The 11761-nt window shown below is 56.6% G+C and carries 10 protein-coding genes; 3 read left to right on the plus strand and 7 right to left on the minus strand.

Annotation, left to right across the window (positions count from 1 at the left end; translation table 11 throughout):
• Positions 1 to 304: 304 nt before the first annotated feature.
• From DF283_RS04735 to DF283_RS04745, 3 genes are all read right to left on the minus strand, one after another.
• Positions 305 to 1804 (minus strand): SDR family oxidoreductase, encoded by a 1500-nt coding sequence (locus DF283_RS04735; protein ID WP_303673574.1) that lies wholly within the window; start codon positions 1802 to 1804, stop codon positions 305 to 307.
• Positions 1805 to 1903: 99 nt separating this feature from the next.
• On the minus strand, positions 1904 to 2308 hold the full coding sequence (locus DF283_RS04740; RefSeq protein WP_303673575.1) for a sirohydrochlorin chelatase: 405 nt from the start codon (positions 2306 to 2308) through the stop codon (positions 1904 to 1906).
• Positions 2309 to 2334: 26 nt separating this feature from the next.
• Positions 2335 to 3627 (minus strand): NAD(P)/FAD-dependent oxidoreductase, encoded by a 1293-nt coding sequence (locus DF283_RS04745; RefSeq protein ID WP_303673576.1) that lies wholly within the window; start codon positions 3625 to 3627, stop codon positions 2335 to 2337.
• A 482-nt stretch (positions 3628 to 4109) separates the two neighbouring features.
• Here DF283_RS04745 and DF283_RS04750 point away from each other — a divergent pair, with 482 nt between their 5' ends.
• Positions 4110 to 4784 (plus strand): TetR/AcrR family transcriptional regulator, encoded by a 675-nt coding sequence (locus tag DF283_RS04750; protein ID WP_303673577.1) that lies wholly within the window; start codon positions 4110 to 4112, stop codon positions 4782 to 4784.
• The gene (locus DF283_RS04755; protein ID WP_303673578.1) at positions 4781 to 6214 is read left to right on the plus strand and encodes a cryptochrome/photolyase family protein; all 1434 of its coding nucleotides are present in this window, start codon (positions 4781 to 4783) and stop codon (positions 6212 to 6214) included. The genes DF283_RS04750 and DF283_RS04755 overlap by 4 nt, the downstream gene beginning before the upstream one ends.
• A 222-nt stretch (positions 6215 to 6436) precedes the next feature.
• On the opposite strand, the gene DF283_RS04760 is transcribed toward DF283_RS04755, so the two are convergent.
• Complete coding sequence (locus tag DF283_RS04760; RefSeq protein ID WP_303673579.1) at positions 6437 to 8230, minus strand: GIY-YIG nuclease family protein; 1794 nt, start codon at positions 8228 to 8230, stop codon at positions 6437 to 6439.
• 197 nt (positions 8231 to 8427) lie between these two features.
• Positions 8428 to 8652, minus strand: coding sequence for a hypothetical protein (locus DF283_RS04765; RefSeq protein WP_303673580.1), 225 nt, complete (start codon positions 8650 to 8652; stop codon positions 8428 to 8430).
• Positions 8653 to 8876: 224 nt separating this feature from the next.
• On the opposite strand from DF283_RS04765, the gene msrA reads away from it, so the two are divergent.
• Positions 8877 to 9353, plus strand: a complete 477-nt coding sequence (msrA, locus tag DF283_RS04770) for a peptide-methionine (S)-S-oxide reductase MsrA (protein ID WP_303673581.1) — start codon at positions 8877 to 8879, stop codon at positions 9351 to 9353.
• Between the two features lie 93 nt (positions 9354 to 9446).
• On the opposite strand, the gene DF283_RS04775 is transcribed toward msrA, so the two are convergent.
• Complete coding sequence (locus DF283_RS04775) at positions 9447 to 9854, minus strand: hypothetical protein (protein WP_303673582.1); 408 nt, start codon at positions 9852 to 9854, stop codon at positions 9447 to 9449.
• Positions 9855 to 10013: 159 nt separating this feature from the next.
• A complete protein-coding gene (locus tag DF283_RS04780; protein ID WP_303673583.1) occupies positions 10014 to 11666 on the minus strand; it encodes a methyl-accepting chemotaxis protein in 1653 nt (550 codons plus the stop codon).
• Positions 11667 to 11761: the final 95 nt, after the last annotated feature.

Genomic DNA, 11761 nt, shown 5'->3' on the forward strand with positions numbered 1-11761 from the left:
TTTATTTTGCCTAAAACCGGGGCCGCTGTTAAGTTCATTTTTAGGCGAGGCTGTCTGGCCTATTTTTAACGGAATGATCCCCTACCGTGCTATTTGTCATTCCCGCGGAGGCGGGAATCCAGATTAATGCGCTTGCATCAGTGGGGAAATGCCTTTCTGGCAGTTTTTTCCTGGATTCCCGCCTCCGCGGGAATGACAGGGTGGTGCGGGAATGACAGACCATAGCGTGGAAAACAAAGCAAAAGAAGTGTATCTAGCCTGAACGTTCTGTCCTAAACAGTCTGCCTTGAGAAGATTTCGATTTTTAATGCGTGCGTAGGGGGCCCTGCAGGAGCGGCCGGTGGGAGGCCTTGGCGATTCCCCGTAACATGCCGTTGAACACCAGGTTGTGCAAAGGGGCCACGGCATACCAGTACAGCAGGCCGCCCAGCCCACGGGGGGCGAACCAGGCGGTCTGGGCCAATTCCAGTTGGCCGTTTTCTAGCGGGGTGATTAAAAACTCCAGTACGGCCAGCCCCGGTACTTTCATTTCCGCCAGCAGGCGCAGCCGTTTGGGCTCATCCACATTCAGCACCCGCCAGAAGTCCAGGGCATCCCCCGGATAGACTCGTTCCGGATCCCGACGTCCCCGGTAGCTGCCCACCCCGCCGAAGAGTTTATCCAGCAATCCCCGGATGCTCCAAAGCCAGTTGCCGTAATACCAGCCGTTTTCCCCGCCAATGCGCACAATGGCGTGCCATAAATCGTCAATGCAGCCTTCCACCCGAATGACCCGCCGGTCCTTGAACAACGTGCCGCCCGACCAGTCCGGATCCCCGGGGTAGCGGGTTTCCACCGGCGGTAGATAGCCAGCGTCCGTCCAGTGGCTTTCCACGCTTTGGCGCACAATATTGTCCAGGGCCAGATGAATGGCTTCTCGCACACTGAGCAGGTCTTGGGGGATGATCTCCCGAATGCGGCTTTCTCCGCACACCACCGGGTTGCGCAGGCCTTCCGCCAGGGGACGGGCAATGCTGGCCGAGACCGGGGTGACCAGATGAATCCAGTAGGAGCTAAGGGTGGGGGTAAAAAAGGGAATGGGAATGATCCAGCGATGCCCCAGTCGGGCCTCTTCCGAATAAATTTCCATGAGCTGCCGGTAGGTTAGAATATCTTCCCCGCCGATGTCATAGGTTTGTCCGGTGGTCTCCGGGTGCTGCAAGCAGCCCAGCAGGTAATTGAGGACATTGCGGATGGCGATGGGCTGACAGGGGGTGGACAACCACTTGGGGGTAATCATGACTGGCAGGCGATCCACCAGATAGCGCAAAATCTCGAAGGAGGCGCTGCCGGAGCCGATGATCATGGCCGCTCGCAAGACGGTGACGGGTATCGGGCCTTCGCTGAGAATATGGGCCACTTCCGTGCGGGATTTGAGGTGCTTGCTGAGGTCCCCGTCATCGTGCCCCAGCCCGCTGAGGTAAATAATGCGGCTGAGTCCCCCGTCCCGGGCGGCTTGAACCATGTTGGCCGCAGCCTGCCGATCGGCTTCTGAAAAGTCCTGATTGGATGGGTCCATGGAATGCACCAGATAATAGGCCACCGTGCAGCCTTGCACCGCCCCGGTCAGGGAGGCCAAATCGGTGACATCCACGGCCGCCAGTTCCACCAGTGGATGATGCCCCCAACTGCGGCTTTCCAGTTTTCGGATGGAGCGACTGGCCGCCCGCACCCGGTAGCCAGCCTCCAGCAAACGGGGCACCAGACGGCCCCCCACATAGCCGGTGGCTCCCAGGACCAGAATGGTTTGCTCGTTCGGTTGCATGGCCTTCCCCCTTGCCGGGAACGGGTGAGATACGGGTTGCCGTTCCGGACTATTCTATTTTACTGGATGATCGTAACCAATGTTTGCCCGGCGTGGGGATTAGGAGATGGGGCAGTTGCTCTGGGCGCTTTGGGTAATGACAGACAAGAAGGCCGCAATGACGGTGTCATGCTCGCCCACCGGGGGCAGGATGTCCACTTCCAGACCGTCAAAGGCCATCATGACCTGTTCAGCCAGCATGGGCAGATCTTTGCTGACGTGGCCGCCTGCGGACATAAACAGGGGCAGTACCTTGATCTGGCGAACCCCTTGCTGGTAGGCCGGTTCGGCAATATCCAGCAGGGAAGGGGCGCACATTTCCATGTAGGCCAAATCCACCGCCGATTCCCCCAGTTGCTGGCGGGCCTTGTTTAACAAGTCCACAAAAGGCGCTTGCCAACGGGGATCTCGGCTGCCATGGGCCAGTAATACTAAACGGGTGGCGGCGGTATGGGTGGAAGTCATGGGCATGCTCCTTGTGGGTTCTTGATTCAGGGGGTGGAAACGGTGGTTTTAAGCGAGGCCAATATGGCCTGGGCGGCTCGGCGGCCGGTGGCCATGGCCCCGTTAATGGACGGGGTGTCCAGATAATCGCCGCAGTGAAAGATCCCCTCAGTCAAGCGGGCCGGGGCCTGGCTCAGGGAGCTTTCCGGTAGGGTCAGCCGGGGCAGGGCCTTGCGGATGGTGTAGGCTTTCAGGAAGCGCCAGTCCTTGACCGCCTCTCCGAACCAGCCATGCAGTTCCTGTCTCACGGCGGCTGCCAGCGCCTCGTCGCTCAACTCCGAACGCAATACCGACACGGAGATGAGGTGCTGCCCGGCCGGGGCGTAAGCGGGCGATACCAGACTGGGCACGCACAGGTTATTCACCAGAGTGCCGGGTTGGGCGTTCAGGGCCAGAATGGGCAAGTCCAGCGGAGCGGTGGGGGCGGCGAAATACAGGCAATGCACCCGGTTAAAGGCTTGTTGGGGCAGGGTGGGATATAGCTCGGCGGCGTCAGCGGCATCGGTGGCTATTAAAATGGCCTTGGCGCTCAGCGTTTCCCCGGAGGCCAGGGTCACTTGTCCGCCTTGCTGACCTGCTGACTGAACCGGTTCAATGCGGGCGACTTTGTTGTTCAGGCGCACAACGCCGGGTGGCAAACCGTCGGCCAACTGCTGGGGGATGGCCTGCATGCCGTGGGCGGGCAGCACCACATCGCCCAGAGCGAACATGCGAAACACAAACTCAAAAAAGCGGCTGGAGGTGGCCAGTTCGGACTCCAGGAAAATACCGCCCAGAAAAGGCCGGAAAAAGCGCTCAATCATGCCCTCGGAAAAGCCGAAGTTTTGTAAATAGGCCAGCGTGGTGGTTTCCGGCGACTGAAAGCAGGCGGTGTCTGAGCCGGAGAGAACCTGTTGCCGCAATTTGGCCACTTTTAACTTGTCCATCAGCGTGCCGATGGAATTGCCCACGCTTTGCACGGCGTCCCAGGGGTGCCGCCAGGGGTCGGCTACTTTCTCAAAACCTTGCCCCGTCCAGATTAGGGAACCATTGTAGAAGGGCTTGAGTTGCAGCCGGTCATAATCCAGTAAGGCCTGACATTCCGGGTAAGCGGACAGCAGCACCTGAAAGCCCCGATCCAGCAGAAACCCTTCAAATTCATCGGTTTTGACCCGCCCGCCCACGGAGTCCGTGGCTTCCAAAACCTGACAGGATAAGCCCTGCTGGGTCAGCAAGCGGGCGGCGGTTAATCCGGCCAAACCGGCACCAACAATGAGCGCGTCAATCCGGGGGTGAGACATGCCTGAAACCTTTCTGGGACTTTACTGGTCAAGACTTCACGAGTTCAAAACTTCACTGAAAAAGAAAAGACCACACAAGACTGTGTGATCAAAGAGTTCTCGTCGTATTATCCAGGATTTTATATAAAGAGTCAGTTGGAAAGTTGTGAAACAACGGAAGCACCAAATGTAGAGCGATTTAACTTCGTTAAAGTCGTATACCGAAAGGTATACTAGAATGATAGATCCAATCTGAAGAATGTCAACCCTGCTCCCTCATTTATAGGAGGGGTCCGATTCCGAAGGCTGAAATCGGGACTACCGTGTGGTATACTTCAAAGCAAATCCACCGCCCGGGAGCATAGCCTTTCCAAGCCCGCTGGGCCCTAAGTTCGGGCCTCCAATCATTCATCCGGATTAACCGGTAAACACCGGTTTTACCAAAATCTGACAGCAATCTATTAACAAAAAATTAACAATCAATCGCAAGCGAGTATCAGCCCATGACGCCGCAACAATCCAGGCCCTCTGTGGCCAACGCATCCGGTAAAAGCAAGCCGACCGATGCCCGTGCCGAAATTTTACAGCACGCCAAGCTATTATTCCGCCAAAAGGGCTTCAGTGCCGTTTCCATGAACGATCTGGTCAGTTCGGTGGGGCTTACCAAGCCCACCATTTACTACCACTTTACGGACAAGGAAACCCTGTTCACGGAAGTGGTGGTGGAAATGATGCGCCATGGCAACGAGATGCTGGTGGCCGGGATGAAGCGCTGCAAGGATTTTCGGGAGAAGTTGTACCGACTGTCGGAAGGCTATTTCCGTTTTTCACCCACTTCGCTCAGCACCATGGTCCGCGATGCCAGCGAGCATCTGGATGAGGCCCACATGAAGCGGGTGATGGAGGCGCATCGGTTTTACCTAATCAACCCCATTATTGGCATTTTTGAAGAGGCCCGACAGGCTGGAGAAATTGCCCGGTCCGAGAATCCCGACACGCTGGCCTTGTACTTTATCAGCTGGATTGATGCCATGACCACCCTGAGAACGGCCCATGAAGGCCGGGACTTTGACCCCCGGGAGTGTGCCAGCAAGATGGTGGATATTTTTGTGGAGGGCATTCGGCTGCGCCCGGATAGCTTGACTGAGAGCCACCCGCAGGCGGGTGACAGCCAATGAGCCCCAAGGCCAGCTTGCTCTGGTTGCGGCAGGATCTTCGTTTGGCCGATAACCCGGCCCTGACGGCGGCCTTGAAAACCGGTCTGCCGGTTGTGCCGGTCTATGTGTGGGATGTGCCGGGCGAAGGGGCTTGGCCGCTGGGGGCCGCCGATCGGGTATGGCTGCATGGCTCCCTAACAGCACTGTCCGGCGATTTACAAGCCCTGCAATCCCGGCTGGTTTTGCGCCGGGGAGACAGCCTGACTCAACTGCTCCAATTGGCCCAGCAGACCGGGGCCACACAAATTCACTGTAACGCCCGCTACGAGCCGGAGGCCCTGCGCCAGCAAGACGCCTTGCAGACGGCCTTGGCTGCCCAGGGCATTGAACTGGTCATTCACAAGGGGGCCACCCTGATTTGGGAGCCGGATTCTCTGCAAACCGGCAGCGGCAATCCTTATCAGGTATACACGCCCTTTTTCAAGCGCTGTCTGGAAAAATTACCCGCCATCCACCCCTTGCCAGCGCCCACCCATCTCAACGCTCCTGCCCAGTGGCCGGACAGCCTGACGGTGGATGATCTGGCCCTGCTGCCTAACATCCCGTGGGACAAAGAAATGCGGGCCTTCTGGCAGCCCGGAGAGCGCCCCGCTCAAGCGCTCTTGCAAGCGTTTATCGCCGAGAAGCAGGACGGCTACGGCACCCAGCGGGACATTCCCGCCGTGGATGGTACCTCCCGGCTGTCGGCTTATCTCAAGCACGGGGAAATTTCTCCCCGGCAAATCTGGCAGGCCGTGGCCGATACCGAGCGGGCCAGCGGCAAGCACTTCCTGCGGGAAATCGCCTGGCGAGAATTTGCCTATCACGTGCTGTTTCACTTTCCGCACACCCCCGAAAAACCCCTCAAGCCCAAGTTCAACGAACTGCCCTGGACGCTGGATGAATCGTTGTTTTCGGCCTGGTGCAAGGGAGAAACGGGCTATCCCATCGTGGATGCCGGGATGCGTCAACTGTGGCGACTGGGCTGGATGCACAACCGGGTGCGCATGATTGTGGGTTCTTTCCTGACCAAAGACCTGATGATCTCCTGGTATGACGGGGCCCGCTGGTTTTGGGACACCCTGGTGGACGCCGATTTGGCCCAGAACAGCCTGAACTGGCAGTGGGTGGGTGGCTGCGGTGCCGATGCCCAGCCGTTCTTCCGCATTTTTAACCCCATCACCCAAAGTCAGAAGTTTGACCCCGATGGCACCTACATTCGCCGTTGGGTGCCGGAGCTGGCCAAGCTGCCCGCCAAATACATTCACGCCCCCTGGGATGCCCCGCCGCTGACCCTGCTGGATGCGGGCGTTCAGTTGGGCAAAACCTATCCGCATCCCATTGTGGACCATGCCGAAGCCCGCAACAAGGCCTTGGCCCTGTACAAAGGCATGGGTCAGCCCGTCAGCTAAAGCAGTTGGCGTTCTTGTTTTTTGCAGTCCTCTTCCCTGTTCTGGGCGCAGGCAAAGATAGCGCCACAACCTGCTTGTAAAACTGCGTGCCGCCCAAACAATCCCAGAAGAGATGCTTCTGGAAAAATTCCGAGCAGTCCTTTTTAACTCGCAGCCCTCAAACAGTTACAAACAGGTTGTGGCCCTATCCTTGCCTAAATTAGCGGCGGCTGAAAGCAGGTTTTAAATAGCCTCTTGCTCCCACTGCCAGGCCTCTTCAGCCTCGTCCAGGGCGGCGGCCAGTTCTAGCTGCTCCTGCGTTTCCGGGCTGACCGCCAGCAGTAACTGATGGAAGACCGTCTGCAGGGGTAGGGGGGCGGTAGGCTGACCCAGTGGGATCACCGCGTCCACCGCATCGGCGCGATGCCGCAACCACTGATCAATCAGGCGGGCTTCCTCATACAGTCGTTTGGGCAGTGCCTTGGGGATGACATGGCCATCAGGGCCGCTAGGCGCCAGGTGGCTCAGGGTGGATAGAATGCCCCCAATCCAGCGTTGCAGGGCCTCCCAGTCCAGATGGTTGGCATCCAGCGTTTGCCAGTCATGGGGCTGCCCCTGCAGTACGCTCAACACCCGGAATTGGCCGGGCCGTCCACCGGGTAACACCAGCAGGCAGTGGCGCTGTTCCACGGCCTCAATCAGGCGTTCGCTGGCCTTGCTTAACAGGGTCAACTGCTCCAGTTGCGCTTGCACCAGAGCGGCCTTCTCAAAACGCAGGGCCTCGGTGTAGGCGTCTCGTTTGGCGATTAACCCCTCCACGGCGTGGCAAGGCTTCTGTCGCAAGAAGCGCAGGAAATCCGCCACCCGGGCCTGATAGTCGGTCTCGCTGATTTTTTCGGCGCAAGGGCCACTACACAGGCCCAGTTGGTACTGCATGCAGGGCGCTTGCCGATGGGCCTGAAAGGTCTGATCGTTGCAGTCTCGCAAGCCAAAGATACGGTTGAGGCTAATCACCCGCTCCTTGAGGGCGCTGATGGCGTGGAAGGGGCCCACATAAGCCATGGCCGGATCCAGGGCGTCTTCCACGATGCGCAGGCGGGGAAAAGCCTCCTGCACGGTGATGGCCAGAAACACCATGCGCTGGTAGTTTTTGACCTTTTGGTTGAAAAAGGGCTGATGCGCTTTAATCAGCTGCGATTCCAGCAACAGGGCCTCTAGTTCTGAACCCACCACGGTGACCTCAATATCAGTCATTTGTCGCATCATCACGGCGATTTTGGGGGACAGCCGGGATTGCTTCTGGAAGTAGCTCTTCAGCCGTTTTTTCAGGTTTTTGGCCTTGCCGATGTACAGAATTTCGCCGGTGCGATTTTTCATAAAATACACACCGGGCCGGGAGGGATAGTCTTTTAACTGCTGGCGATCAAAAGCCAGATCGTCCCGGGTTCGGCGCACCCGTTGAGGCAATGGGGTGCAGCGGCTCAGCAGCTGATCAAAGTGCAGCACGCCTTGCTGGTTCAGCAGGGAGAGCAGTCGGGCAAAGACCTTGGCCCCAATAATGGCGGCGTTGCCGGTGCGTTCCAGTCCGTTGGTGTCCAGGTTGAAGTGGGTGGCCAGTCGCTTGAGCTGGTAGGACGGCAAACCCGGCAAGGTCTTTTGGGCCACCTGCCGCAGGGAAAACTGGCGGTCTCGTGGCTGGGTCAGCCTGAAGTGACGATAGGCCTTATTGGCCTTGAAACTGGCTTTGGTGCCCGGATTGGCCCAGATGATCACATCCCGACTTACAAAGTGGGCGATGGCCTGCAGGGTGTCTGAGGTCCAGGCGTTGTCTGGCACGCTGAGGTGCAGGGTTTCGCTGATTTCCCCGTTGCGCAGCTGCACGCAGCTAATCTCGGTGAGAACAGTCGAAGGCGCTTCGCCCGACTTCTGATTCGTACCGTGGGTGCGGGCTTTTGGAGCCGTCACGGTTTTCACGTCAATGGTTTTTACGTCTATCAGCGTAAAGCGAACATCAAGCAATAAAGGGCTGGCTGCCATGACTCTCTCTGCTTTCGGGCTGGCTTTTGGGCGGGTTTGCCGGGCTAAAATCGGCACCGTGTGTCAGGCGGGTTGGGCATCTGTTCGCCAGTGAGCGAACTGTTGAACGGGGTATGGAAGGGTACGGAGGGGGCTGACACAGCGTGGTTTTATTTTAGCATTGCGGGGCACACCGTTGGTGGCCAACTTTTGGGAAACTACCCGGCGAAGCAGGCGGAGAGTCGCTTGCCAATCCCTTGTCCAAGCAGTTGAAAGCCCAGCTTGACCCAGCGCAAGACCAAGCGGCTGCCCGATTTTTTGACTTGAGCGGCGGTGCGGGCTTGCCCCAACGATTGCACGGACTGAACCACGCCTTGGGCCGCCCGCTCCACGCCGGGGCTGATGGCCTTGGGACGGGAACCAAACCGCAAATTGACATTCATAAGAGAGGCCTGCCTTTTTTATCTGAATGACCTGGGCATAGAAAAAACAAAAGCATCATTTTTGTGCCCGCCACCACCGGCTTCGAGTCTGGGGCAATCGGGTCCCAACTGGAGTACAATAAGGCATCCGCATACGCCGGGTTGAAAATATTCTGAGTCTAAAAAATTCTGACTCTGAAAAATTTTGAGTCTAAAACCCTTTAGCCTTTAGGAGGACGCTGCTTATGTCAGAATTGGCTACCTTTGCCGCCGGTTGTTTCTGGGGCGTGGAAGACGCCTTTATGCAACAGCCCGGGGTGCTGTCCACCACGGTGGGATATACCGGCGGCCACACCCAAAATCCCACGTATAAAGAAGTCTGCACGGACACCACGGGCCATGCCGAAGCGGTGCTGGTGGCATTTGATCCGACCAAAATTACTTACGAGACTTTACTCGATCTGTTCTGGCGTTTGCACGATCCCACCACCCTGAACCGGCAAGGCCCGGACATTGGCAGTCAGTATCGCTCGGCCATTTACTACCACAGCCCCCAGCAACAGGCGGCAGCCCGGGCCGCAAAAGAAGCGCTGGAACAAAGCGGGCGGTTCCCCCGGCCGGTGGTCACCGAAATTACAGCGGCCAGCCAGTTTTATCCTGCTGAGGAGTACCATCAGAAGTACAACCAGAAACACGGGCGGCATTGCCACCTGTCGCTTTAGCCCCGCTTCTGCTCTGTCAGTGACAGCGCAAAACCCCTGATCTCCAATGCCGTCAACGGAGATCAGGGGTTTTGTTTGATGCGTTCAGGGGGCCTAAGCGGATTGCTGCTTGCTCAGGACTCCGGAAATCCATCCCTTGGCCTTGCCAATCCAGCTTTCGGAATGAGTGAGAATGGTGTTGCCATAACCGGTCACTTTTTGGGCAATACCGGTACCGGCCAGCTGGTTGAAAGGATTTTTGATGAAGCCGGGAATGACGGCGCCCACTTTGCTGGCCATTGCGGGAAAGTAGCGGTTGAGGGCCAATCCGCCTAAAATCAGTCCACCCAGCTTGAGGGAGGCATTGAAGGCACGCTTGATGAATCCCGGCTTCTTTTGGGAAGACCTGTCATAGCGATCCTGTCTGTTGCCACTGTGCAGGCTGCCAGAGCGGCCCTGCTGCCGCCCTGCGCTCGTGGACGAATAAACAGAAGGGCTACCGTAAATGGGTGTAGTATACATGCGGATTTACCTCAAGTGTCTCGATTGCCTGTGAACTGAAGTTATCTGCATAAAAACAATTTTACGATTTCTTGTGCTGGGAGATTCTGCCTATCTTTTGAAAATACGGTCTATACCACTTCAGCCAAGCGGAAAAATGCAGTTCCTCTGGGCGTAATCCTAAGCGCCCTCAGTCAAGGTTTCCAGGGCGTCATGAAATACTTCATCAGTCGGTGGGGTGGCTTTCTTTGAGCCACGGCCAAACCAACTCAAAGGGTTTGTCACCGCATTGGCTCTTGCTGAAAGATCCCGAACGTGATTTGCCGCTTCTACTATTGCTGGCAGGGCTTCTTGAGCAGATGCTGTTAATTGTTGCACATCATTGATAGCGCCTTCACCTTTTTTCATGACGGCTTGCGCTTGCGTGGCGGTTTGCCCGATGTGGTCTGTGGCATCGGCGATGGCTTTGTCAGCATTTTGCATAACGACTTGGGCTTGCGTGGCGGTCTGTCCGATGTGTTCGGTGGCATCGGCGATGGCTTTGTCGGCTTTTTGCATAACGGCTTGCGCTTGCGTGGCGGTCTGTCCGATGTGGTCTGTGGCATCGGCGATGGCTTGGTCGGCATTTTGCATGACGACTTGCGCTTGCTGAGCAGCCTTGTCCATCTGTCCAGTGGCTTTTTTCATGACGACTTGCGCTTGCTTGGCGGTCTGTCCGATGTGTCCTGTGGCGTCTGCAATGGCTTTGTCAGCATTTTTGATGACGACTTGGGCGTCACTGGTTACAGCGATGGCCGCTTGGGATGCCGTTTGCATATTGGAAACCGTTTCTTGGATTTGAGGTTTCAAGCCAGTCAGCAAGGAATCCAATGTTGCAGAAGCGTTCGCCGTGTTTGAGAAAGTGCTATTGAATTGCTCTATACCAGGCTGGACGCTAGTTAGTATACTTTGAGTTTGTTGAACGGCATCTTTTAAATCAGGGGTAATGGTTTTCAAGTCATTTGCAACCTGTATAAATCCATTACTGGCTTCAGTGATATTATTCATTGCGGAAGTGACTTGTTCTTGTAGCGCTGCTACTTGTGGAAATTTGGATAATAAACTGGTTTCCACAGTCTCCTCAGCCGTAGAGGCTACTTGTTGGACTACGGGTTCTTGCTTATTCAAAAAGGCGTTCCATAAACGTCCGATGTAACCAGCGGGTTTATCCACTTTTTGAGGCCGCTTTTTATAGGCTGCCATAAATGCCTCAAACCCCTTGATTCCTTTACTGATTGGGTTTTTAGAGTTGGTTTTATTCCAGGCGCTGATGCCTGAATTAAAACACTTCACCACTTCTTCATCGAGTAATTTAAAGGCCTTGAATTTTTGAGGGTAAGCGATTCGCAGGCCTAAAAAGCCCAAAGCGACGGTTGCCACCATCCCGGTCATCACCGCGCCGGTGGTCAGCAGAAACTTTTTGATATTTTTCTTTTTACTGGCCGGTTCTTTACCGGTGTTTACGGTGTAGTAATGGTTTTGAATCTGGGGCTTTTGCAAGGCGGGGGCCCCGCTGGTAGAAAAAGCGGGCGGCGGGGCGGCGCTTGGGAAGGTCGGGCCTGACAGTTGGCTGGGAGTGGGTAAACCGGGCAGTGGCGCTAAAAAACCATTACCCGGAGCCGTAGGATTGAAGCGGGGGGCTGCCAGGCCATTCAAGGCAGCGGGTGTCGCGGGCCGACCGTATAACGGCAAGGCAGGGCTGGCGGGACGACCATAGGAAGCCATCCCGGGAGCGCCCATGGCCACGGGCCGCTGATAAGGAGCGTTTGGGTTGAAATTGTAGGAATAACCCATGACCCGGAATGCCTCGCTGGTTGGCCTGCATCAAGGTGACTTCAAAGGGGGGATTCGGTGAGGTTGCCTATATAAACGAGGAACATCGTTTTTTG

Source organism: Vampirovibrio chlorellavorus (genome assembly GCF_003149375.1).
GTDB classification, from domain to species: Bacteria; Cyanobacteriota; Vampirovibrionia; order Vampirovibrionales; family Vampirovibrionaceae; genus Vampirovibrio; species Vampirovibrio chlorellavorus_B.

Bases quoted from the DNA above. Each gene is read 5' to 3' on its own strand.
- DF283_RS04735 (WP_303673574.1), bottom strand. From the start codon at position 1,804: ATGCAACCGAACGAGCAAACCATTCTGGTCCTGGGAGCCACCGGCTAT.
- DF283_RS04740 (WP_303673575.1), bottom strand. From the start codon at position 2,308: ATGACTTCCACCCATACCGCCGCCACCCGTTTAGTATTACTGGCCCAT.
- DF283_RS04745 (WP_303673576.1), bottom strand. From the start codon at position 3,627: ATGTCTCACCCCCGGATTGACGCGCTCATTGTTGGTGCCGGTTTGGCC.
- DF283_RS04750 (WP_303673577.1), top strand. From the start codon at position 4,110: ATGACGCCGCAACAATCCAGGCCCTCTGTGGCCAACGCATCCGGTAAA.
- DF283_RS04755 (WP_303673578.1), top strand. From the start codon at position 4,781: ATGAGCCCCAAGGCCAGCTTGCTCTGGTTGCGGCAGGATCTTCGTTTG.
- DF283_RS04760 (WP_303673579.1), bottom strand. From the start codon at position 8,230: ATGGCAGCCAGCCCTTTATTGCTTGATGTTCGCTTTACGCTGATAGAC.
- DF283_RS04765 (WP_303673580.1), bottom strand. From the start codon at position 8,652: ATGAATGTCAATTTGCGGTTTGGTTCCCGTCCCAAGGCCATCAGCCCC.
- msrA (WP_303673581.1), top strand. From the start codon at position 8,877: ATGTCAGAATTGGCTACCTTTGCCGCCGGTTGTTTCTGGGGCGTGGAA.
- DF283_RS04775 (WP_303673582.1), bottom strand. From the start codon at position 9,854: ATGTATACTACACCCATTTACGGTAGCCCTTCTGTTTATTCGTCCACG.
- DF283_RS04780 (WP_303673583.1), bottom strand. From the start codon at position 11,666: ATGGGTTATTCCTACAATTTCAACCCAAACGCTCCTTATCAGCGGCCC.